We start from the raw sequence: 21,672 nt of genomic DNA, 5'->3' as shown, positions 1-21,672 counted from the left end.
GGGTGGTCAGGGCAGGAACAGGGTGATCGCGTCGTTGAGAAAGCGCCTGCCGAGATCGGTCGCGACGATACGTGCGTCGTCGCGCGCGAACCAGCCGCGCCGCTCGCCGTCGGCCAGCGCCGCGGCGATCTGCGCGTCCGCCAGGCCGGTGCGTTCGGCAAACAGCGCGCGCGCGACGCCGTGCTCCAGGCGCAGCGCATTGAGCATGAACTCGAACGGCAGCTGTTCGGCCGCAATGGCTTCGTCCGCGCCGATGCCTCGCGGCGAACCGGCATGCGCGAGAAAGGCCCGGGGCGCACGGACCTTCCAGCGGCGGCGCACGCTGCCGGTCGCGGCGTCGCTGAGCTTGCCGTGCGCGCCGGCGCCGATGCCGAGATAGTCGCCGAATTCCCAATAATTCACATTGTGTACGCTGCGCAGTCCGTCGCGCGCGTAGGCCGAGGTCTCGTAGTGCGCGAACCCGGCATCGGCGAGGCGCTGCTGGCAGGCCTCCTGCATGTCCCAGGCGAGGTCGTCGTCGGGCAGCGGCGGCGGCGTGCGCGCGAACGCGGTGTTCGGTTCGAGCGTCAGCTGGTAATGCGAGATGTGGCTCGGCGCGAGCGAAATCGCCGCGTCGACGTCGGCGAGCGCGCCGGCCAGATCCTGCTGCGGCAGCGCGTACATGAGGTCGAGATTGAAATTGTCGTAGCCGGCGCCGCGCGCGAGCCGGATCGCCTCGCGCACTTCAGATGCGCTGTGAATGCGGCCGAGGCGCTTGAGCTTGTCGTCGTCGAAGCTCTGCACGCCGAAGCTCAGGCGATCGACGCCGGCGCGGCGGTAGTCCTCGAAACGGCCGTGTTCGACCGTGCCGGGATTGGTTTCGAGCGTGATCTCGGCCGCCGGAGCGAACGGCAGGCGTGTACGTGCGCCGTCGAGGATCGCGGCGATCGCCGCCGCCGAGAACAGGCTCGGCGTGCCGCCGCCGAAGAACACACTGATGACCGGGCGGCCGTCGAGCGCGGGCGCGTAGTCGCGCAGGTCCTGGTCGAGGTCGGCCAGCACCGCCGCGACGTAGTCGTTCTCGGGCAGGCCTTCGGGCGCCGTGTGCGAGTTGAAATCGCAATACGGGCATTTGCGTACGCACCACGGAATGTGCACGTACAGCGCGAGCGGCGGAGCGTTCACGGCGTGCCGTGCCATCGCTGCAGTTCACGCTGCAGGACGTCGCGCAGCGCGCTCGCGGCCTGGCCGCGGTGGCTCAGGCGGTTCTTTTCGCCGGCTTCGAGTTCGGCCGCGGACACCGCGTAGCCGTCGGGCAGGAACAACGGGTCGTAGCCGAAACCGCCGTCGCCGCGCGGCGCCTGCAGCACGCGGCCGTACCAGCGGGCTTCGGCGATCATCGGCGACGGATCTTCGGCATGCCGCAGCAGCACGAGGCAGCAATAGAAGTAGGCGCTGCGCCGGTCGTCCGGAACATCGCGCAATTCGGCGACGAGGCGCGCATTGTTGGCCGCGTCGTTTCCGTGGGTGCCGGCGTAGCGCGCCGAATACAGTCCCGGCGCGCCGCCGAGCGCGTCGACGCAGAGGCCCGAATCGTCGCCGAGCGCGGGCAGGCCGGTTTCGCGTGCCGCATGGCGCGCCTTGATGAGCGCATTTTCCACAAACGTCAAGCCGGTCTCGTCGGCGTCACCGACGCCGTGCTCGGCCTGGGCGACGACGTCGAGATCGAGCGTGCCGAACAGCGTGCGCAGTTCCGCGAGCTTGCCGCGGTTGCTGCTCGCGAGGACGACGGTCTTCATGGCGCTCCTGCCGTCACTCGGCGAGCGCGGCGCGCTGCGCCGCGACGAGTTCGGCCACGCCCTTGCCGGCGAGCGCGAGCATGGCCTGCAGCTCGTCCGGGCGGAACGCATGGCCTTCGGCAGTGCCCTGCACCTCGATGAAGCCGCCGCCGTCGTTCATGACGACGTTCATGTCGGTATCGCAGTTCGCGTCTTCGGCGTAGTCGAGATCGAGCACGGGCACGCCGTTGACGATGCCGACCGAGACCGCGGCGATCGCGCCGAAGATCGGGTCCTTCTTGACGAGGCGCCGGGCCTGCAGCGAACGGATCGCGTCGACGAGCGCGACATAGGCGCCGGTGATGGCCGCGCAGCGCGTGCCGCCGTCGGCCTGCAGCACGTCGCAGTCGAGCGTGATCGTGCGTTCGCCGAGCGCGCCGCGATCGACGCAGGCGCGCAGGCTGCGGCCGATCAGGCGCTGGATTTCCATGGTCCGTCCACCCTGGCCGCCGCGCGCCGCCTCGCGCTGGGTACGCTCCTTCGTCGCGCGCGGCAGCATGCCGTACTCGGCCGTGATCCAGCCTTCGCCCTTGCCGCGCAGGAACGGCGGGACTTTCTCCTCGACGCTGGCCGTGCAGAGCACGCGCGTGTCGCCGCAGGCGATCAGGACGGATCCTTCGGCATGGCAGGTGTAGCGGCGTTGCAGGGACAGCGGGCGCAACTGGTCGGGCGCGCGGCCCGAAGGGCGCTGAATCGAGGTCATCGGAAAATCTCTGGAAACGGGTTTCGGTTTCGGACCTCTGCGCCGCCTCGGGCAGAGGAAGCGCAGGAGGGCGCCAATCGCCTGCGGCGCAAGCGTCCGGCGGGTTGTCGGGGGGCAGGCGGTACGGCATGGAACTGGGCTGCGGACAGGTGTTCGGCCCCCCGCAACGACGGAAGCTTGGGGAAAGCGGGCGGCGAGTTTACCATTGCGACCCTTTTCCCGACCGGGACCGCCATGATCCGCAGCATGACCGCGTACGCCAGCGCCGAGCGCGCGACGCCACTGGGGCTGTTGTCGTGCGAGCTGCGGTCGGTCAATCACCGCTATCTCGAACTGAGTCCGCGGCTGCCCGAGGAACTGCGCGCGCTGGAATCGCAGCTGCGCGAACGCGTCGCGGCGAAGCTGACGCGCGGCAAGGTCGATCTCGGCATGCGTCTGCGCAGCAACGGCGCGGTCAGCACCGGGCTCGAATTCAACGAGGTGCTGCTCGGGCAGCTCGAACAGGCGGCCGCACGGCTCGCACCGCGCTTCCCCAATCTCGCTACCGAGTTCGTCGGCCTGCTCGGCCTCGACGGCGTGCTCGTGAAGCCGGAAGTCGATCTCGGCGAACTGCATGCCGCGGCGCTGGACCTGCTCGACGACGCGCTCGACGACATGGTCGCGACGCGGTTGCGCGAAGGCGAGCGGCTTGCCGGCTTCATTGCGGAACGTCTCGACGGCATCGCGGCCGTCGTCATGCAGGTGCGCGGCTGGCTGCCGGAGATCCGCGCGGCGCTGCGGCTCAAGCTTGAAACCAAGCTCGCCGATTTCCGCCAGGGCACCGATGCGACGCGGCTCGAACAGGAACTGGTGCTGCAGCTCTCGCGCATCGACGTCGACGAGGAACTCGATCGCCTGACCGCGCATCTGGCCGAAGCGCGCCGCATCCTCAAGCTCAGCGACGCGAACGGGCGTCGTCTCGATTTCCTGATGCAGGAATTCAATCGCGAAGCCAACACGCTCGGATCGAAATCCGTCGACCAGCGCACGACCCAGGCCGCCGTCGAGCTCAAGGTGCTGATCGAGCAGATGCGCGAGCAGGTCCAGAACATCGAGTGACCGACGATGCCCGGCACCCTGTTCATCGTCGCGGCGCCCTCGGGGGCAGGCAAGTCCAGCCTCGTCAACGCGCTGCTCGAGCGCGAGCCGGGCATCGTGCTGTCGATCTCGCATACGACGCGGCCGCCGCGGCCCAACGACAAGGACGGCGTCCACTATCACTTCGTCAAACGCGCCGAGTTCGAACTGCTGATCGAGAAGGATGCGTTCCTCGAACACGCCGAAGTGTTCGGCAATCTGTACGGCACGTCGCGCGCGACCGTCGCCGAGCGTTTTGCCGCGGGTCGCGACGTGCTGCTCGAGATCGACTGGCAGGGCGCGCAGCAGGTGCGGCAGAAGCTGCCCTGCGTCAGCATCTTCATCCTGCCGCCGTCGCGCGAGGAACTGCTGCGCCGGCTGCGCTCGCGCGCCTCCGACAGCGAAGCCGTGATCGCGCGCCGCACCGCCGAGGCGCGCGCGGAAATGGCGCACTGCCGCGAATTCGACTACATCATCGTCAATGACGATTTCGCGACGGCGCTGTCGGAACTGCAGGCCATCGTCACGAGTCAGCGTCTGCGCTGCGACAAGCAGCTCGCGCGCCACGAGGCGCAGATCGCCGACCTGCTGAAACAGGACTGAATGCCGCCGCTTCCGCCGTCATCGGGCATCGCTTAAGGTAGACGGGTTTTTTGCGTCCCCGTCACGCCGATCGGCGTATCTGCGTTCCGCGCGACCGCAATCGTTGCTTCCTTCGGCAGCCGTTCCGTTGAAATCCATCCAGGCTCCTTGCCCATGAGTGCAGATTCCGCATCGTCCGGTGACGCCCTCGTTCGCATCCGCGGCTTGCGCACGCGTCTCGGCGCCAAAGTCATCTTCGACGGCGTCGACCTCGACATTCCGCGCGGCCGGGTCACCGCCATCATGGGGCCGAGCGGCACCGGCAAGACGACGCTGCTGCGCCACATCACCGGGCAGCTCGCACCGGATGCCGGCGAGATCGTCGTCGACGGCCGCAATCTGCGGCAGCTCGATCGCCAGGGGCTGTTCGATCTGCGCGAACGCATCGGCTATCTGTTCCAGAATTCGGCGTTGCTGACCGATTTCAGCGTGTTCGAGAACGTCGCGTTTCCGCTGCGCCAGCATGCGCGCCTGCCGGAAGAGCTGATCCGCAACATCGTGCTGCCGAAGCTGCAGGCCGTCGGCCTGCGCGGCGCCGCCGACCTGATGCCGGCGGAACTCTCCGGCGGCATGGCGCGCCGCGTCGCACTGGCCCGCGCGATCGTGCGCGATCCGATGCTGCTGATCTACGACGAACCGTTCGTCGGCCTCGATCCGATCGCGCTGAACCAGGTGCTCAAGCTGATCCGCGTGCTCAACGAGACGCTGGGTCTGACCAGCATCGTCGTCGCACACGAGCTGTCGGCGATCCGCCGCGTCGCCGACGACATTCATCTGATCGCGGCAGGCAAGATCGCCGCGCACGGCAGCCCGGACGAACTCGTCCGCGGCGAAACCGACTGGACCCGCCAGTTCTTCGGCGGCGAAGCCGACGGTCCCGTGCCGTTCCACTACCCGGCGCGCGACTACGCCGCCGATCTCGGCTTCGCCAAGGGCGCCGCATGAACGACAAGCCGGCTCGGAACAGCATGATCGGCGACGGCCTGGCCCAGGTCGGCGCCATGGGCCTGTTCCTGCTGCAGGTGCTCGCGGCGATTCCGCGCAGCCTGCGTCACTTCGCCCAGACCGTGCGCCAGATCTTCTTCGTCGGCGCGATGAGCCTCGTCATCATCATGACCTGCGGCCTGTTCATCGGCCTCGTGCTCGGCCTGCAGCTCTACGAGGTGCTGTCGCGCTTCGGCAGCACGGCGTCGGTCGGCACGGTCGTCGCGATCGCTTTGTATCGCGAACTCGGCCCGGTCGTGACCGCGCTGCTGTTCGCCGGCCGTGCGGGCACGTCGATCACCGCCGAGATCGGCCTGATGCGCGCAACCGACCAGCTCGCGGCGATGGAGATGATGGCGGTCGACCCGCTGGCCTACGTCGTCGCGCCGCGGTTTCTGGCCGGCATCATCGCGATGCCGCTGCTCGCGAGTATCTTCAACGCGCTGGCGATCTTCGGCTCGCACCTCGTCGCGGTCACCTGGCTCGGTCTGGACAACGGCACGTTCTGGTCGAACATGACCGGCGCCGTCGACGTCTGGACCGACGTGATGAACGGCGTCTGGAAGAGCGCGGTGTTCGGCGCAGTCGTCACTCTGGTCGCGACCTACCAGGGCTATTCGACGGCGCCGACCAGCGAAGGCGTCGCCTATGCGACGACGCGTACCGTCGTCTATTCCTCCATTCTTACCCTCGCCATCGATTTCCTGATGACGGCCTTCCTGATGTGATGCGGCGCGAGTGATGCCATGACCCAACGACGTTCCCACCAGATCGGCACCGGCCTTTTCATCGTGCTCGGCTTCGCCGCGCTCGGCTATCTCGCGACCCAGACCACGAGTCTCGCGAACTACCGGCAGGGGCCGACCTACGCGCTCAAGGCGCGCTTCACGAACGTCGGCCAGCTCAAGCTGCGCGCGCCCGTGAAGATTGCCGGCGTGCGCATCGGCAGTGTTTCGGATATCCAGCTCGAACCCGACCGGCTCGAAGCGCTGGTCACGCTCGCGATCGACAAGCGCTTCAACCAGCTCCCCGACGACTCCGCTGCGGCCGTGTTCACCAGTGGTTTATTGGGCGATCAGTACGTTGCGCTGAAACCCGGCGGCTCGCCGGATCTCTTCAAGGACGGCGACGAGATCATCCTCACGCAGAGTTCCATGCAACTCGAAGAGCTGATCGGCAAGTACCTCGTCGGCAGCGGCGACAGTCCCGCCAAAAAGCCCGAGCAGGCGCCGTCCCCCAATCCCGAACCCGAGACCCGTTGAGGTATCCATGAGCGTGTTCCGTAAACTGCTGCCGTTGCTCGCCGTCATGCTGCTGGCGCTACTGCCGTCCGCCCATGCCGCGACGGCCGATCCGAATGCCGTCGTCCAGGGCATCGCCGACGATCTCGCCAAGGCGCTCGAAGGACGCAAGGAAGAACTTCGCAACGACCGCGACAAGCTGATCAAGCTGATCGACGGCATCGTGCTGCCGCACTTCGACATCGACTACGCGTCGATCCTCGTACTCGGTCAGAACGCGCGCAGCGCGACGCCGGAACAGCGCACGCGCTTCGCGAAGGCGTTCTACAACTCCATCGCCCATCGCTATGCGGAAGGACTGCTGAACTATACGCGCGGACGCATCGACATCGCGCCGTACAAGGGCGAACTCAACGACAAGCGTTCGCTGGTCCGCACCGAAGTCATCCTCGACGACGGCAAGCGCGTACCGGTCGACTACGCGTTCCGCAAGACCAAGGACGGCGACTGGAAAGCCTACGACGTCATCATCGAAGGCATTTCCTATGTGACGAACTACCGCAACCAGGTGTCGGCGGAGATCGCCAAGTCGGGTCTCGACGAGCTGATCACGCGCCTCGAAACCCAGGGCGAGAAGGCGCTGGAAAGCCTCGAGAAGAATCCGGGCAAATGAGCGCAGCCGAACAACTGATGTTGTCGGCTCCGGCGCCGGGCGTCCTCGCGATGTCCGGCGCTCTCGTATTCGCGACGGCCGCCAGGGCGCTGGCCGACGCGCGGCCGGCGGTCGCGCGCGGCGACGTGGCGACGCTGGATCTTTCCGCGGTCACTGCGGGCGACAGCGCCGGGCTGGCCGTCGTGCTGGCGCTGCGCCGCGCCGCGCGCTCGCGCGGCGGCGAACTCGCGATCGTCGGCATGCCTGCCACGCTGCGCGCGCTCGCGCAGCTCGGCGAAGTCGAGGAATTGCTGGGTATTCGCTGAAAGCCGGCGCCGCCGCGACGCCGGCGGCGCTCAATGTTGCCGGGCGTCGTCGCCGGTTGCCGGCGACGTGGCCGTCTCGCCGCTCGGCGGCAGCGGCTTGTTGATGCGGCGCTGCTCTTCGAGCAGTTCTTCCGGATCGAAATCCTCGCCGACGCCCTGCAGCTGCTCGATGATCTCGACCGGCGGATTGCCGTCGTAGATCTGGTACACGCGCTGCTGGCGATACGCGTCGCGGTAGAACACATACGGATCGTAGACGCCCTCGAGCAGCCCTTCGGCCTCGATGCCGCGCGAACGCAGGGTCACGAGGAACAGCCAGGTCGGCATGTACTGCGCTTTGTATTTCAGGTCGCGATGGCTCGCGTACCAGGCGAGCGGATCGAAGAAGCGGTCGACCGGGAAGCGCAGCACGTCGCGGGCCGTCGTCGAACCGAGCAGCGGCAGCACGAGGTAAGGGCCGTCCGGTACGCCCCACTTGGCCAGCGTCGTGCCGAAGTCCTGTTCCTGCAGCTTCAGGCCCATCTGGCTCGCCGGGTCGAAGAAACCGACCATGCCGAGCGTCGTGTTGACGAGGAAACGGCCGGTGCTGCGCGTGAAATCCTTCGGACGTCCCTGCAGCAGGTTGTTGACCATCGTGATCGGCATGCGCAGGTTGCTGAAGAAATTGCTCAGCACGCGGCGCATGTTCGGGGTCGTGATCTTGCGGTAGCCCACCGCGACCGGGCGGATCACGGCGCGGTCGGCGGCGTCGTTGAACGCGTACGCCTTGCGGTTCCAGCGCTCCCACGGATCGTCGGTACGCGGCTTGGCAATGGAGCAGCCGGCCAGCAGGACGCTGAATGCGACCAGTGTCAGTGTCTTCAGCGGCTTCCGGCGCGTGGCGAGTGGCATTCGAACGGCTTCCTGCAGAGCGGGGCGCGGGCGGGCATTTCGGGCCGATCTTCGCAGAATCAAGTCGTCCCTTTGTCGGCATCGGTCGGCGTTTTCTGCCGCGGCCGGGCCGTAGAGCTCGCGCGCGAACTGCGAAGTCTACACCGGGACCGTCGTCGGGGTCCAAGCGCCGGTTTGCGCCGCGGCGGAAGCGCCGGCTACAATGCCGGCATCCAAGCGTCTGATTTTTTTGATTTTGAGGTTCACATGGCCCGAGTAACCGTAGAAGACTGCCTGCAGGTCGTCGACAACCGCTTCGAATTGGTGTTGATGGCGACCAAGCGCGCGCGCCAGCTCGCGAAGGGCGCCGACTCGCTCGTCAGCGCCGAGAATGACAAGCCGACCGTGCTCGCCCTGCGCGAAATCGCGGAAGGCAAGGTCGACAACGCACTGATCGAACAGGTCGACAAGCTCGAACGCGAACGCGCCGAACGCGAAGCGCTGGAATGGGCGGCGGCCGAAGTCGACGACGACCTGAAGGGCGGCGGCGACGATCTGTAATACCTCTCTGCGAACCGGCGCGCTGCGCCGGTTCGCGCTCCGGCGGAGTACCCCGTGGATACGGCCCTGATGTCGCAGCAGGCGCCGGCGTTGAGCGATCCTCCCGCCTACGTTCGCGCGCTGGAAGACAAGCTTCATGGCTACCTGCCGCTGGCGCAGGTCGCGCTCGTGCGGCGCGCGTATGAAGTCGGGGCCTATGCCCACCGCGAACAGAAGCGCAAGAGCGGCGAGCCGTACATCACGCACCCGGTTGCGGTTGCCTCGATCATGGCCGACCTCGGTCTCGATCACGAGACCATCATCGCAGCCATTCTCCACGACACGCTCGAAGACACCGATCTGACGCGCGCCGAACTCGCCGCCGAATTCGGCGAGCCCGTCGCGGAACTCGTCGACGGCGTCACCAAGCTCGACAAGCTGCACTTCAAGAGCCGCCAGGAAGCCGCTGCGGAGAGCTTCCGCAAGATGCTGCTCGCCATGGCGCGCGACCTGCGCGTCATCCTGATCAAGCTCGCCGACCGACTGCACAACATGCGCACGCTCGGTGCGATGGAGCCGTCGTCGCGCCGGCGCATCGCGCGCGAGACGCTCGAGATCTACGCGCCGATCGCGCAGCGGCTCGGCATGAACCGTTTCAAGGGCGAGCTGCAGGAACTCGGCTTCCGCGCGATGTATCCGGACCGCCACCGGGTCATCGAGACGCGCATCAAGAGCGCGCTCGGCAACCGCCGCGAGGCCATGGCCAAGATCGAGGCCGCGCTGTCGGCGCGGCTGGCTTCCGAAGGCATCGTCGCGCGCGTCGTCAGCCGCATCAAATCGCCGTTCAGCATCTACACGAAGATGCGCAACGAGCACAAATCCTTCGCCCAGGTCATGGACGTCTACGGCTTCCGCGTCGTGACCGACAGCGTGATGCGCTGCTATCACGCGCTCGGCGCCGTGCATGGCCTGTACAAGCCGATGGACGGGCGCTTCCGCGATTTCATCGCGATCCCGAAGGTCAACGGCTATCAGTCGCTGCACACGGTCGTCTTCGGACCGTTCGGCGCGCCGATCGAGATCCAGATCCGCACCGAGGAAATGGACTCGGTCGCCGAGCGCGGCGTCGCGGCGCACTGGGCCTACAAGTCGGGCGGCGGGCAGAGCAACGCGGCGCAGTCGCGCGCGCGCGAATGGGTCGAGGGACTCGTCGACAGCCAGGCGCGCACCGCGTCGTCGCTCGAATTCATCGAGAACGTCAAGGTCGACCTGTTCCCGGACGACGTCTATCTGTTCACGCCGAAGGGACGCATTCTCTCGCTGCCGCGCAACGCGACGGCGCTGGATTTCGCCTACGCCGTGCACAGCGAGGTCGGTCAGCACGCGGTCGCCGCGCGCGTCGAGAAGAAGCTCGCGCCGCTGCGTACGCGCCTGGTCAGCGGGCAGACCGTCGAAATCATCACCGCGCCCTCGGCGCAGCCGCATCCGCAATGGCTCGAGTGGGTCGTGTCGGCGAAGGCGCGCACCGCGATCCGTCATCATCTGAAGCGCCTGCAGCACGAGGACGCGGTCGAGCTCGGCCATCGCATGCTCGACCGCGCGCTCGACCAGGTCGGCATCGCGCTAGAAGGCATTCCGGGCGACGTGCTCGACAGCTATCTCGCCGAACAGAAGTTCCGCCGGCTCGAAGAACTGCTCGCCGACATCGCGCTCGGCAACCGCGTCGCCGAGCACGTTGCAACGCAGCTGCTGCGGCTCAAGGGCGGCAAGACGCGCCTGCGCGTGTCGCGAACGGCCGAGAGCATCCGCATCACCGGCGCGGAGCGCGGCGTGCTCACGTTCGCGAATTGCTGCCATCCGCTGCCGGGCGACGACATCATGGGTTTCATGTCGGCCGGCAAGGGCGTCGTCGTGCATCGCATCGAATGTCCCAATGTGGCGGAGTTCCGCAAGTCGCCGGAGCGCTGTATCGCGATGGAGTGGGACCGCGACGTCAGCGGCGACTACAAGTGCGAGCTGCGCGTCGACATCCAGAACAAGCCCGGCGTGCTCGCCTCGGTCGCGGCGGCGATTGCGGAAAGCAACTCGAACATCGAGAACGTCGAGTACCAGGACCGCGGCGTGATGTCGGCGATCATCGTGTTCACGATCGAGGTGCGCAATCGCAAGCATCTCGCGGACGTCATGCGCCGCGTGCGCCGGCTCGGCGTCGTGCACGGCGTCTATCGCCATCCGGTCTGAGTCGTCCGCAGGCATTAGCCGCTGTGCGGACGCGTGGCTAGAATCCCGGTTCCGCCTCTCTGCCAAGGACGTGCCATGTCCCGTACCGTCATCGCCAGCGATCACGCGCCGAAAGCGATCGGCCCTTATTCCCAGGCCGTCCAGGTCGGCAACACGATCTACACCTCGGGCCAGATCCCGCTCGATCCCGCAACCGGCGCACTGATCGCCGGCGACATCACGGAGCAGACGCACCGCGTGTTCGAGAACCTGCGCGCCGTCATCGAAGCGGGCGGCGCGAGTTTCGCCGACGTCGCGCGCGTCGGCATCTATCTGACCGATCTGTCCAATTTTGCCGCGGTCAACGCGGTCATGACCGAGTATTTCCAGGAGCCGTACCCCGCACGCTCGACGATCGGCGTCGCGTCGCTGCCGCGCGGCGCCCAGGTCGAGATCGATCTCGTGCTCGTCCGCGGCTGACGCGCGACCTCGCGTGTCCGACGGCATGTCGCAGCCGGACGCCGGCCTGCAATTGCTGACCACGCTGCCCGGCGTCGGGCCGGCGCTGCGCGAAAGCCTCGCGCGGCTCGGCATGAACGTGCTGCAGGACCTCTGGTTCCATCTGCCGCTGCGCTACGAGGACCGCACGCGGCTCGTGCCGATCGCCGACCTGCTGCCGGGCGAACCTGCCCAGGTCGAAGGCGTCATCGACGCCGTCGAGCGGACGTTCCGCGGCCGACCGCAGCTGCGCGTCGCGATCAGCGACGGATCGCAGGAAACGCTGGTTTTGCGCTTTTTCCACTACAACGCATCGCAGGCGAGCCAGCTCAAGCACGGCGCGCGCCTGCGCTGCTACGGCGAGGTGCGGCATGGCCAGAACGGCCTGGAAATGGTGCATCCGCAGTATCAGCGGCTGGCCGGCGACGAGCCGTTCGCGGTCGAGGAAACCCTGACGCCGGTCTATCCGACCACCGAGGGGCTCGGCCAGAAACGCCTGAGCACGCTGATCCAGCACGCGCTCGCGCGGCTGCCCGACGACGAACAGCTCGAACTCGTGCCGGCGCCGCTGCGCGCCGGGCTCAAACTCGCCTCGCTGCGAAAGGCGCTGCTGTTCGTGCATCGCCCGCCGCCGGATGCCGACGTGTCGAAGCTGCTGCTCGGCGTGCATCCGGCGCAGCAGCGGCTCGCGTTCGAGGAATTGCTGAGCCATCACCTGAGCCTGAAACAGCTGCGCAATTCCGTGCGCCGCCAGTGTGCGCCGGCACTGGTCGGCGACGACGCGCTGCGCGCGCGCCTGCTGCGCGCGTTGCCTTACGCGCTGACCGGCGCGCAGCGCCGCGTCGGTGCCGAGATCGCGGCGGATCTGCGCGCGTCCGAGCCGATGCTGCGGCTCGTGCAGGGCGATGTCGGTTCGGGCAAGACCGTCGTCGCCGCGCTGGCCGCGCTGACCGCGATCGAAGCCGGGCACCAGGCCGCGCTGATGGCACCGACCGAATTGCTGGCCGAGCAGCATCTGCGCACGCTGCGCGCATGGTTCGAACCGCTCGGCATCGACGTCGTATGGCTCGCGGGCAAGGTACAGGGCCGCGCGCGCAAGGCGGCGCTGGCCGCGGTCGCCGAGGGCGCCGGACTCGTCGTCGGCACGCATGCGCTGATGCAGGAAGGCGTCGCATTCCGCCAGCTCGGCCTTGCGATCATCGACGAGCAGCACCGCTTCGGCGTACACCAGCGCCTGGCCTTGCGTGACAAGGGACGCGAAGGCGAGCGCATCCCGCATCAGCTCGTGCTGACCGCGACGCCGATTCCGCGCACGCTGGCGATGACCGCTTACGCCGATCTCGACGTCTCCGTCATCGACGAACTGCCGCCCGGACGGACACCGGTCACGACCGTCGTCGTGTCGAATGCGCGCCGCGAGGAAATCATCGCGCGCATCCGCGCGGCCTGCCTCGAAGGACGTCAGGTGTACTGGGTCTGCACGCTGATCGAGGAAAGCGAGCTTTTGGAGGCGCAGGCCGCGGAAGTCACGCATGTCGACCTCGCGGCGGCGCTGCCGGAATTGAACGTCGGCCTCGTGCACGGCCGCCTCAAGCCGAAGGAAAAGACCGCGATCATGGACGCGTTCAAAGCCGGCGAGATCGCCGTGCTCGTCGCGACGACCGTGATCGAAGTCGGCGTCGACGTGCCGAACGCGAGCCTCATGGTCATCGAGAACGCCGAGCGTCTCGGACTCGCTCAGCTGCATCAGCTGCGCGGCCGCGTCGGCCGCGGCAGCATCGCGTCGAGCTGCGTGCTGCTGTATCGGCCGCCGCTGTCGCAGCTCGCCAAGTCGCGGCTCAACGTCATGCGCGAAACCAACGATGGTTTCCGCATCGCCGAGAAAGACCTGGAACTGCGCGGTCCCGGCGAAATGCTCGGCACGCGCCAGACCGGCCGGCTCGAATTCCGCATCGCCGACATCCAGCGCGATGCGGCGCTGCTGCCGAGCGTGCAGCGCGTCGGCGAGGCGCTGCTCGCCGGGCATCCGGCGCTGGCCGACCGCATCGTGGCCCGCTGGATCGGCGCTTCAGCCCGCTACGCGGGCGCTTGAGCCGACGTACGGTCCGACCCTCGCGACGGCCGTACCGGATGGCCTCCGCGGCGCCGCGGTATAGTGCAGCCGCCTCGTCCGGGGAGCCTTCCCATGCAAGCCCTCGCCAGTCTCCTGCTCGCCGCCGCCTGGATGGAGCCGCTGCCTCCGCCGCTCGCGACCCTGCGCAATCCCGAGTTCGATACCGATCCGGTCACCGCGCCGGCACCGACCAACTGGCGCTGGTATCTCGACAGCGGCACCGGCGGTGAACTCGTCTGGGATGCGGCCGTCGGTTCGCCGACCGCGGGCAGCGGACGCGTGCGCAATTTCCGCAGCGGCGCGCGCGAGGATTTCTGGGGGCAGTGCGTCAAGCTCGCACCCGGTCCGTTCACGCTGCGGGCGGCCGTTTCCTCGCAGCTCAAGGACAGTGCCTCATGCGAGCTGCGCATCGAAGTGCTCAACAAGACCGACTGCAACGCGACGGCCGGGCTGCTGCTGACGGCGAGCGTCGCGAACACGGCCAACAATGCCGGCTTCGAAACGCTGCAGATCACGCGCAACGCGCCGCCCGGCAGCGGCGCGGCCTGGGTGTCGCTGATCCATCGCCAGACGACGGCGGCCATCCCCGGATACAGCTACTGTCATTTCGACCATGTCGAGTGGGACAGCCCGCTGCTGTTCACCGATTCGTTCGAGTGATTTCGTAGCGCGCGACGCGGCTCGCGCCTCGCTTCGTATCGCGTATGCTGATCGGTCCGGCCGCGCTTGGCGGCCGTTCCCTGCGACGGATATGAGGGCTTCATGAAACCGATTCTGCTGATCGACACCGATCCCGGCGTCGACGACGCGCTGGCTTTGCTGATGGCCTATGAACGGGCCGAGGTCGCGGCACTGACGATCGCCGCCGGCAATGTCGGACTGGGTCATACCGTGACCAACGCGTTGCGCCTGACCGAGCTGGTCGCCGCCGGCACGCCGGTCTTCGCGGGCTGCGCCGAGCCGCTCGTGCTGCCCGCGGCCGACGCGGCCTTCGTCCACGGCGCCGACGGTTTCGGCGATGCGGGCCTGCCGCTGCCGCAGCGCCCGGCCGAGGCAGAACACGCCGCGCTCGCGCTGATCCGGCTGACGCGCGAACACCCCGGCCGGCTGACGCTCGTCGCGCTCGGCCCGCTGACGAATCTCGCGCTCGCGCTGCGTCTCGACCCGACGCTGCCACAGCGTGTCGCGCGCCTCGTCGTCATGGGCGGCGCGGTTACCGGGCGAGGCAACACGTCGGTGCCCGCGGAATTCAACATCGGCTTCGATCCGGAAGCCGCGCATATCGTGTTTTCGAGCTGGCCGCAGTTCGAACTCGTCGACTGGGAAGCGACGATGCGTCATGGCATTCCGCTCGACCGTTTCGAGGCCTGGCTCGCTGCCGGCGACGCGCGCGCAAAACTCTACGACGCGATCTCGCGCAAGATTCGCGTGTTCATGCGCGAGCGCGGCCGGCCCGGCATCGTGCTCGCCGATGCGCTGGCCATGGCCGTCGTGCTCGAACCCGGCTGTGTGCGTCGCGCCGAGCATCGCCACGTCGCGATCGAGCTGGCCGGCGCGCTGACGCGTGGTGCGACCGTCGTCGACTGGGACGGCCGCAGCGGCAAGCCGCCGAATGCGCGCATCGTGCTCGAACTCGACCAGTCGCGTTTCGAGGCGATGATCGCCGCGGCGCTCGGCGCGGCCTGAGGCCGTGCCGTCCGCGGCTTCGCCTCAGGGCGTCGCCGCGTCGTCGTTCTTCGCCTCGGTCTTTCCGGGTGGCTCGCGCAACAGAATTTCCATCTGCGGCGTCGTCGAGATCGCGATGCCGCGCGCGTGAAACTCGCGCAGGATCGCACCGTGCAAGTCGTTGCGCACGGCGCTGCGCTCGAGCGTCGCGCCGACGAACACGCGCAGTTCGAATTCCAGCGCGCTCGTCGCGAGCGCGACGCACCAGCAGTTCGGGCCGGGTTCCTTGAGCACCTTCGGATGCGCGCGCGCGAGTTCCAGCAGCAGCGCCCGCACTTGCTCCGGATCGTTCACGTAGGCGACGCCGACCTTGATCACGACGCGCGTCGTCGTGTCCGAGAGCGTCCAGTTCGTGAGCTGGTCGGTGATGAAGGTCTTGTTCGGAATCACGACTTCGCGGTTGTCCCAGTCGACGATCGTCGTCGCGCGAGTGCGGATGCGCGTGACCGTGCCTTCGACGCCGCGGATCGTGATGATGTCGCCGACGCGGATCGGGCGCTCGAACAGCACGATCAGGCCCGACACGAAGTTGGCGAAGATTTCCTGCAGCCCGAAGCCGAGGCCGACGGTCAGCGCCGCGGCCATCCATTGCAGCTGACCCCAGCGCAGGCCGAGCAGCGACAGGCCGAGCACGGTGCCGACGATCGCGAGCGCGTAGCGCGCCACCGCCGTGATCGCATAGCGCGTCGGCGCGTCGACGTCGAGCCGGCGCAGCACGCCGATCTCGAGCAGGCCCGGAATGTTGCGCGTCGCGATCCAGGTCAGCATCAGCGCGACTGCGGCGAACAGCAGCGAGCGCAGCGTCACTTCGACCGTGACGCTCTTGCCGTCGGCGGTGTAGCTCGTCTTCCAGGCGCCGATGTCGCCGAGGTAGGCGAGCGCCGGCGTCACGTCGGACCAGACCCAGAGCAGCACGCCGGCGAGCGCGACGTAGGTCAGCGCGCGCAGCAGACGGCGGGTCTGCTGGTTGATGCTGGCCAGCGTGATCTGTTCGGCCTCGGCCGCGAATTCCGGGCGCGACTCGAGCTCGGGATCGTCACGCGCGGCCTGGTCGTCGCGCTTGTCCTCCATGCGCTTGAGTGCGAGGCGGCGCTCGCCGAGCGAGAGCCAGCGCAGGGCCATGCCGTTGAGCACACTGATCGCGAGCAGCGCGATCGCCGATTCGATGAACGGCGTCGCAAGCGCCATCGCCGTCAGGAAATACCCTGCGATCGCGAGCACGGCGAGACCGAGCGCATGCGCCGTCAGCAGCAGGCGCAGCAGCTGACGCGCGCGCACCGGTTCGTTCTGGCCGCTGCGCTGCGACCAGAGCGCGCCGGGCGCGAGGACGCGCCAGCACAGCCACGCCATCAGCAGGCTCGCGGACACGAACACCACGCGGGCGAGATCGGCATTGGCCAATTGTTCGCCGTAGAAGAAATAGAGAGAAAGGAAAAACTGCACTGGCAGAAACGCGCGCGTCATCCAGCGGCGCAGCAGCTCGAGCGCCTGGCGCCGTCCCTGCGACCAGCGGAAATGCGCCGCGGCGAGCCCTTTCTCGGCGTTGAGCCAGCGCAGGAATTCCAGCGCGTACAGCGGTGCGACGAGTTCGCCGAACGCGAGACTCAGCGCGTCGGCGAACGCATAGCCGGTTTCGCCGGCCCGCGCGAGCAGCCGTGACAGCACCCAGACCAGCGCCGGCCAGGGCAGGGCGGCGGCGAGGTTGAGCAGCAGGGCTTGACCGCTGAGCCGGTAGCGGTCGGTGCGGATGCGCCGCGTCGGTTGCGCGAGCGCGTCGAGCCGCGCGGGCACGCGGCGGCGCCAGTACCAGAGTCCGGCGACGAGCGCCGCGCCGAACAGCACCGGCCAGGGCTTCGACCAGACCATGCGCCCGGCCTGCCGCAGCGTGTCCCACCAGCGGCCCGGCTGCACCATGTCGAGCGCGCCGCGGACCGATTCGGATACGACGTGCCGGTCGAGCGGCGCGTGACTCGGCGTCCAGAGCAGGCGTCCGTCGAGCAGATCGCGCAAGGACTCGGTGTCCTTCACGAGACCGGCGAGCTCCTGCTCCGCTTCGGCGAGGCCGTCGGCCAGCCGGTTCTGCACGAGGCTCAGCTGCGGCACGACTTCGGCGCGCGTCGCGAACAGGCGATAGAGCGTCTGCCGCAGCGCGCCGTCTGCGGTGGCCGCGTCGGGCGGCAGGCGGCGCAGTTCGGCTGCCACGGGCACGGACGGATCGGAGAGCAGTTCGCCGGTCTCGCGCAGTTCCACGAGTTCGAGGCGCGTCTGCGCGAGTTCGGTCTGCAACGCCGCGAGCTTGCGTTTGAGCACCGGGACCGGCTGCAGCTTGCGGCGCTCGGCGAGCAGGATCAGCCCGACCGCCTCGCTGACGCCGCTGTATTTGACGCGCTCCGTGGTGTTCTTCAGCGCGAGCGCGGTTTCGCGTCGCAGGCGCGCATAGGTGTCGCGGCTTTCGCGGACTTCGGCCAGATGTGCGACGCGCTGCACGAGTTCGAGGCCATAGGTTGCGTTCTGGCGCGCGACATCGCGCAGGATCGGATTGTCTTCGCCGAGATCGGCGGCTTCTTCCTGCAGGCGCGAACTCAGCCCGAGCGCGAGCGCGCGCGTGCGGTCGAGGATCAGGCTCTGCAGCGCATCGACCTTGTGCTGGCGCTCGCCGACTTCGCGCTGGCGCTGGCGCAGCCGCGCGGATTCGAGCCGCACCAGCGGCTCGTAGCTGCGCAGTTCTTCCTCGAGCCGCGCGATGCGCGCGAGCGCGAGACGCAGCGCGGCCTGACGGCGCAGACGGTTGGCCTCGACCAGCGGCGCGGGCGCGTCTTTCTCGGCGGCGGCCGGCTGGCCGGCTTTTTCCGCGTCGGCCTGGGCCTGCTTCAGTTCGTCGCGGATCTGCGCCGGCCGCTCGTGCTGGCCGGCGACACGGACCTGCAGCTGGGCGACATCGGCCTGCGCGTTGGCGAGTGCCGCGCGTTCGTCGGCGCGCTGGGCCTCGAGCTGGGTCACGCTCGCACGCTCCGACAGGCTCGCCCGCCAGGCGAGCAATCCCGCCGTGTTGTCGCGCAGCAGTTCCTGTTCCAGCGCTTCGGCATCGGTCGCCGCGGTGGCCGCTCCGGCGCGCAAGGTGCGCCGTTCGTCGACGAGCGCGGTCGCGCGGTCATCGTCGGCCTGCGCGGCGTCGAGCAAGGTCCTGATCGCCTCGGTCTGCAGCGCGTCGCCGCCCTTGGCGTCGGCCAGCGTCTGCCGCGCGGCCTTCAACGCCGGCGCGATGCTGCCCGGCACCGCATCGGCATTGTTCGCCGTCGTGCCGCCGGCATCGGGCAGCAGGTCCTTGAGCCAGCGCTGGCGCAGCCGCGTTTCGTCGGCGACGTCGATGTCTGCGAGCGCCGCGTCGAGGATCTGCTTGAGCTCGGGCCAGTCCTTGCGGATTGCGAAGCCCAGCGCTTCGTCGCTGCCGATCTGGCCGAGCACGACGAGCTGATCGCGTACGCCGCTGCGGTTCGCCGCAGCCTGTGCGGTCACGAGATCGCCGACGAGCACATCGGCCTTGCCCTGGATCAATGCCGTCAAGGCGCGAGCGGTCGAGGAATAGGTCTGGATCGATGCTTGCGGCGCAACCTTGGTCAGCGCTTCGTGGCAGACATGCTGCTCGGCAACCGCGATGCGGCGCGATTCGATCTGGTCGAGCCGCTCGATGCCGGCGGCGCGGCGCACGAACGCGGCGCAGGGCAGGCGCAGGTAGGCGGCGCTGAACAACGCGATCTCGGCGCGCTGCGGCGAGGCGAACGCGCTCGACAGCATGTCGACGCGCCGCTCGCGCAGCGCCTGCAGCGCGCCGCTCCAGCTCTTGACCGGGACGAGGCGGAAACGCAGTCCCGAACGGTCGGCGATCAGGCGGAGATAGTCCGCCGCGAGGCCGTATTGCTGGCCATTGCCGTCGACGCCGTCGATCGGTGCGAATTCGGGGTCGGGGGCGACGCGTATTTCCGCGTGCTGCTCGCGCCAGGCCTGCAGCGACTCCTGCGCGGCGACGGCTCCCGTCAGGAGGCTAAGAATCAGCAGCGGGACGATTGCGCGTAGCCAGGCTCTCATCGGCGGTAAAACTCCTTTGCGGGCGCGGGATTATGCCGCACCATCGCTGCCGCCCCGGCAGCGCTCGCCGCCATCGTTCATGCGCGGGATCGGCTTGCCCGGGGCGGATCCGGCCGCGGCCGTTGTGCAGACTTGCGCGGACCGCGGCACCGGCGCTACCATGCCGCTCTTTTCCGCCTACGTTTCTGTTCCGGAGCCACCATGAAAGCCGACATTCATCCGAAGTACCACCCGGTGGTGTTCCAGGATGTGACCACCGATTACTCGATCCTTACCCGCTCGACGATGACGAGCAAGGAAAAGGTCAAATGGGAAGACGGCCAGGAATATCCGCTCATCAAGATCGATATTTCGAGCGCCTCGCACCCGTTCTATACCGGCAAGCACAAGATCGTCGACACCGGCGGCCGCGTCGACAAGTTCAACCGTCGCTACGCTGCGAAGAAGTAATCCAGTCGTCACATCGACATGCTCCGAAGACGCCGGCCTAGTGCCGGCGTTTTTCGTTTCCGGGTATTCCGCGCCGGTTGCCGGCGCTTTCGTCAGTACGTGTTCGACGCCGGTGTTTTCGTCGGCGAGCCGCCGCCGCCGAGTCTCCGTTGCGGTACTGCGCGACTGGACCAAAGTCGCAGCCGCGCCGCGATGAGTCGTCCGGGCAGCACGGTTTCCGATTCAAACGCGTGTGCGATAATCGCGCATTACCGCGCGCTTTCCGGCACCGCCGGCTGCGCACCTGCCGCGGCGGAATCCGCCACGGCCCGTACTGCGACCAGGAGTTTGCCCGTGTCCGACAAGACCGTTGTCCTTACCGATGCTGCGTCCAACCGTTCGACCACCTTGCCGGTCGTCGCCGGAACCATGGGCGACCCTGCTTTCGATATCGGCAAGTTGAACAAGGACACCGGCTATTTCACGTACGATCCGGGCTTCATGTCGACCGCTGCGACGAAGAGCGCGGTCACCTTCATCGACGGCGACCAGGGCGTTCTGCTGTACCGCGGCTACCCGATCGAGCAGCTTGCGAAACATTCCAATTTTCTCGAAGTTGCCTATCTGCTGATCAACGGCGAACTGCCCAAGGCCGACGAGTTCGCGAAGTTCGAGCATGAAGTCACGCATCACACGATGATGCGCGAGTCGCTGAAGAACTTCTTCCAGGGCTTCCACTACGATGCGCATCCGATGGCCATGTGCATGGCGGCAGTCGGTTCGCTGGCCGCGTTCTATCACGACTCGCTCGACATCAACGATCCGGCCCAGCGCAAGCTCGCGGCGATCCGCCTGATCGCGAAGATGCCGACGATCGCCGCCGCCGCCTATCGCTATTCGATCGGCTGGCCGATCCGCTATCCGCGCAACAACCTCGAATACTGCTCGCGCTTCCTGCACATGATGTTCGAAGTGCCGAGCGAGCCGCTGCAGATGAATCCGGTCGCGGCCAAGGCGCTTGATCTGCTGTTCATCCTGCACGCCGACCACGAACAGAATGCCTCGACCTCGACCGTGCGCCTCGTCGGTTCGACCGGCGCGAATCCGTATGCCTGCGTCGCCGCCGGCATCGCCGCGCTGTGGGGCCCCGCGCACGGCGGGGCCAACGAAGCCGTGCTGAAGATGCTTGCCGAAATCGGCGATGCGAAGAGCGTCGGCAAGGCGGTCGAGCGCGCCAAGGACAAGAACTCGGGCTTCCGCCTGATGGGCTTCGGCCATCGCGTCTACAAGAACTTCGATCCGCGCGCGACGATCATCCGCGAGATGTGCCATAAGGTGCTCGGCGAACTCGGCGTCAACGATCCTCTGCTCGACGTCGCGATGGAGCTCGAACAGGCCGCGCTCAAGGACTCGTATTTCGTCGAGCGCAAGCTGTATCCGAATGTCGATTTCTACTCGGGCATCATCTACAAGGCGCTCGGCATTCCGACCGAAATGTTCACCGTGATGTTCGCGATCGCGCGCACCGCCGGCTGGGTCGCGCATTGGCTCGAGCAGCACGAAACGCCGGACGCGAAGATCGGCCGTCCGCGCCAGATCTACACCGGCGCGGCCACGCGCGATTACGTCGATTCCGACAAGCGCTGATCCTGTTCGCGGTCTGCATTGAAAAAACCCGGCCTTGGCCGGGTTTTTTTTGTGGGTTGGCCG

20 protein-coding genes are annotated in these 21,672 nt (G+C 67.7%); 15 read left to right on the top strand and 5 right to left on the bottom strand.

Features of this window, described 5'->3' with window-relative positions; genetic code table 11:
• Positions 1-6: 6 nt before the first annotated feature.
• From hemW to rph, 3 genes are read right to left on the bottom strand one after another with little or no spacing between them, the layout of a single operon-like run.
• Positions 7-1,179, bottom strand: coding sequence for a radical SAM family heme chaperone HemW (hemW, locus tag VLF18_RS20110; RefSeq protein ID WP_325281415.1), 1,173 nt, complete (start codon positions 1,177-1,179; stop codon positions 7-9).
• A complete protein-coding gene (gene rdgB / locus VLF18_RS20105) occupies positions 1,161-1,778 on the bottom strand; it encodes an RdgB/HAM1 family non-canonical purine NTP pyrophosphatase (RefSeq protein ID WP_325281414.1) in 618 nt (205 codons plus the stop codon). The genes hemW and rdgB overlap by 19 nt, the downstream gene beginning before the upstream one ends.
• A gap of 13 nt (positions 1,779-1,791) precedes the next feature.
• Entirely contained in the window at positions 1,792-2,520 is a 729-nt protein-coding gene (rph, locus tag VLF18_RS20100) for a ribonuclease PH (protein WP_325281413.1), read from the bottom strand.
• 234 nt (positions 2,521-2,754) lie between these two features.
• Between rph and VLF18_RS20095 the strand changes: the two genes are divergently transcribed.
• The 7 genes from VLF18_RS20095 to VLF18_RS20065 all read left to right on the top strand — a co-directional run bounded on the left by VLF18_RS20095 (position 2,755) and on the right by VLF18_RS20065 (position 7,481).
• Positions 2,755-3,618 (top strand): YicC/YloC family endoribonuclease, encoded by an 864-nt coding sequence (locus VLF18_RS20095; protein WP_325281412.1) that lies wholly within the window; start codon positions 2,755-2,757, stop codon positions 3,616-3,618.
• A gap of 6 nt (positions 3,619-3,624) precedes the next feature.
• Positions 3,625-4,239, top strand: a complete 615-nt coding sequence (gmk, locus tag VLF18_RS20090; RefSeq protein ID WP_325281411.1) for a guanylate kinase — start codon at positions 3,625-3,627, stop codon at positions 4,237-4,239.
• Positions 4,240-4,392: 153 nt separating this feature from the next.
• A complete protein-coding gene (locus VLF18_RS20085) occupies positions 4,393-5,223 on the top strand; it encodes an ABC transporter ATP-binding protein (protein WP_325281410.1) in 831 nt (276 codons plus the stop codon).
• The gene (gene mlaE / locus VLF18_RS20080; protein WP_325281409.1) at positions 5,220-5,990 is read left to right on the top strand and encodes a lipid asymmetry maintenance ABC transporter permease subunit MlaE; all 771 of its coding nucleotides are present in this window, start codon (positions 5,220-5,222) and stop codon (positions 5,988-5,990) included. The genes VLF18_RS20085 and mlaE overlap by 4 nt, the downstream gene beginning before the upstream one ends.
• Positions 5,991-6,008: 18 nt before the next feature.
• Entirely contained in the window at positions 6,009-6,524 is a 516-nt protein-coding gene (mlaD, locus tag VLF18_RS20075; protein WP_325281408.1) for an outer membrane lipid asymmetry maintenance protein MlaD, read from the top strand.
• 7 nt (positions 6,525-6,531) lie between these two features.
• Positions 6,532-7,176, top strand: a complete 645-nt coding sequence (locus tag VLF18_RS20070) for an MlaC/ttg2D family ABC transporter substrate-binding protein (RefSeq protein WP_414717249.1) — start codon at positions 6,532-6,534, stop codon at positions 7,174-7,176.
• Positions 7,173-7,481: an STAS domain-containing protein gene (locus VLF18_RS20065; RefSeq protein ID WP_325281407.1), complete on the top strand. Its 309-nt coding sequence runs from the start codon at positions 7,173-7,175 to the stop codon at positions 7,479-7,481. The genes VLF18_RS20070 and VLF18_RS20065 overlap by 4 nt, the downstream gene beginning before the upstream one ends.
• 30 nt (positions 7,482-7,511) lie before the next feature.
• On the opposite strand, the gene VLF18_RS20060 is transcribed toward VLF18_RS20065, so the two are convergent.
• Positions 7,512-8,372, bottom strand: a complete 861-nt coding sequence (locus VLF18_RS20060) for a VacJ family lipoprotein (protein WP_325281406.1) — start codon at positions 8,370-8,372, stop codon at positions 7,512-7,514.
• A 246-nt stretch (positions 8,373-8,618) separates the two neighbouring features.
• Here VLF18_RS20060 and rpoZ point away from each other — a divergent pair, with 246 nt between their 5' ends.
• The 6 genes from rpoZ (at position 8,619) to VLF18_RS20030 (ending at position 15,408) form a co-directional block, all read left to right on the top strand.
• The gene (gene rpoZ / locus VLF18_RS20055) at positions 8,619-8,912 is read left to right on the top strand and encodes a DNA-directed RNA polymerase subunit omega (protein ID WP_257385165.1); all 294 of its coding nucleotides are present in this window, start codon (positions 8,619-8,621) and stop codon (positions 8,910-8,912) included.
• Positions 8,913-8,981: 69 nt separating this feature from the next.
• The gene (locus tag VLF18_RS20050) at positions 8,982-11,132 is read left to right on the top strand and encodes a bifunctional (p)ppGpp synthetase/guanosine-3',5'-bis(diphosphate) 3'-pyrophosphohydrolase (protein WP_325281422.1); all 2,151 of its coding nucleotides are present in this window, start codon (positions 8,982-8,984) and stop codon (positions 11,130-11,132) included.
• Between the two features lie 75 nt (positions 11,133-11,207).
• On the top strand, positions 11,208-11,591 hold the full coding sequence (locus tag VLF18_RS20045; protein ID WP_325281405.1) for a RidA family protein: 384 nt from the start codon (positions 11,208-11,210) through the stop codon (positions 11,589-11,591).
• Positions 11,592-11,616: 25 nt separating this feature from the next.
• Positions 11,617-13,701, top strand: a complete 2,085-nt coding sequence (gene recG, locus VLF18_RS20040; protein ID WP_325281404.1) for an ATP-dependent DNA helicase RecG — start codon at positions 11,617-11,619, stop codon at positions 13,699-13,701.
• Between the two features lie 93 nt (positions 13,702-13,794).
• Complete coding sequence (locus VLF18_RS20035) at positions 13,795-14,382, top strand: hypothetical protein (RefSeq protein ID WP_325281403.1); 588 nt, start codon at positions 13,795-13,797, stop codon at positions 14,380-14,382.
• Positions 14,383-14,484: 102 nt separating this feature from the next.
• On the top strand, positions 14,485-15,408 hold the full coding sequence (locus VLF18_RS20030; RefSeq protein ID WP_325281402.1) for a nucleoside hydrolase: 924 nt from the start codon (positions 14,485-14,487) through the stop codon (positions 15,406-15,408).
• 24 nt (positions 15,409-15,432) lie between these two features.
• On the opposite strand, the gene VLF18_RS20025 is transcribed toward VLF18_RS20030, so the two are convergent.
• The gene (locus VLF18_RS20025; RefSeq protein ID WP_325281401.1) at positions 15,433-19,533 is read right to left on the bottom strand and encodes a mechanosensitive ion channel domain-containing protein; all 4,101 of its coding nucleotides are present in this window, start codon (positions 19,531-19,533) and stop codon (positions 15,433-15,435) included.
• A 201-nt stretch (positions 19,534-19,734) separates the two neighbouring features.
• Here VLF18_RS20025 and VLF18_RS20020 point away from each other — a divergent pair, with 201 nt between their 5' ends.
• Together VLF18_RS20020 and VLF18_RS20015 are read left to right on the top strand one after the other, a co-directional pair.
• Positions 19,735-19,983, top strand: coding sequence for a type B 50S ribosomal protein L31 (locus VLF18_RS20020; protein WP_325281400.1), 249 nt, complete (start codon positions 19,735-19,737; stop codon positions 19,981-19,983).
• 333 nt (positions 19,984-20,316) lie between these two features.
• A complete protein-coding gene (locus VLF18_RS20015; protein ID WP_325281399.1) occupies positions 20,317-21,609 on the top strand; it encodes a citrate synthase in 1,293 nt (430 codons plus the stop codon).
• Positions 21,610-21,672 lie beyond the last annotated feature (63 nt).

This window comes from Tahibacter sp., from assembly GCF_035481375.1.
GTDB lineage: Bacteria > Pseudomonadota > Gammaproteobacteria > Xanthomonadales > Rhodanobacteraceae > Tahibacter.
The sequence above is the reverse complement of the archived record's forward strand: the minus strand, read 5'-3'. Positions and strand labels throughout refer to the sequence as shown.

Coding starts and splice junctions, on each gene's coding strand:
- hemW (WP_325281415.1), bottom strand. CDS start 1,179: ATGGCACGGCACGCCGTGAACGCTCCGCCGCTCGCGCTGTACGTGCAC.
- rdgB (WP_325281414.1), bottom strand. CDS start 1,778: ATGAAGACCGTCGTCCTCGCGAGCAGCAACCGCGGCAAGCTCGCGGAA.
- rph (WP_325281413.1), bottom strand. CDS start 2,520: ATGACCTCGATTCAGCGCCCTTCGGGCCGCGCGCCCGACCAGTTGCGC.
- VLF18_RS20095 (WP_325281412.1), top strand. CDS start 2,755: ATGATCCGCAGCATGACCGCGTACGCCAGCGCCGAGCGCGCGACGCCA.
- gmk (WP_325281411.1), top strand. CDS start 3,625: ATGCCCGGCACCCTGTTCATCGTCGCGGCGCCCTCGGGGGCAGGCAAG.
- VLF18_RS20085 (WP_325281410.1), top strand. CDS start 4,393: ATGAGTGCAGATTCCGCATCGTCCGGTGACGCCCTCGTTCGCATCCGC.
- mlaE (WP_325281409.1), top strand. CDS start 5,220: ATGAACGACAAGCCGGCTCGGAACAGCATGATCGGCGACGGCCTGGCC.
- mlaD (WP_325281408.1), top strand. CDS start 6,009: ATGACCCAACGACGTTCCCACCAGATCGGCACCGGCCTTTTCATCGTG.
- VLF18_RS20070 (WP_414717249.1), top strand. CDS start 6,532: ATGAGCGTGTTCCGTAAACTGCTGCCGTTGCTCGCCGTCATGCTGCTG.
- VLF18_RS20065 (WP_325281407.1), top strand. CDS start 7,173: ATGAGCGCAGCCGAACAACTGATGTTGTCGGCTCCGGCGCCGGGCGTC.
- VLF18_RS20060 (WP_325281406.1), bottom strand. CDS start 8,372: ATGCCACTCGCCACGCGCCGGAAGCCGCTGAAGACACTGACACTGGTC.
- rpoZ (WP_257385165.1), top strand. CDS start 8,619: ATGGCCCGAGTAACCGTAGAAGACTGCCTGCAGGTCGTCGACAACCGC.
- VLF18_RS20050 (WP_325281422.1), top strand. CDS start 8,982: ATGTCGCAGCAGGCGCCGGCGTTGAGCGATCCTCCCGCCTACGTTCGC.
- VLF18_RS20045 (WP_325281405.1), top strand. CDS start 11,208: ATGTCCCGTACCGTCATCGCCAGCGATCACGCGCCGAAAGCGATCGGC.
- recG (WP_325281404.1), top strand. CDS start 11,617: ATGTCGCAGCCGGACGCCGGCCTGCAATTGCTGACCACGCTGCCCGGC.
- VLF18_RS20035 (WP_325281403.1), top strand. CDS start 13,795: ATGCAAGCCCTCGCCAGTCTCCTGCTCGCCGCCGCCTGGATGGAGCCG.
- VLF18_RS20030 (WP_325281402.1), top strand. CDS start 14,485: ATGAAACCGATTCTGCTGATCGACACCGATCCCGGCGTCGACGACGCG.
- VLF18_RS20025 (WP_325281401.1), bottom strand. CDS start 19,533: ATGAGAGCCTGGCTACGCGCAATCGTCCCGCTGCTGATTCTTAGCCTC.
- VLF18_RS20020 (WP_325281400.1), top strand. CDS start 19,735: ATGAAAGCCGACATTCATCCGAAGTACCACCCGGTGGTGTTCCAGGAT.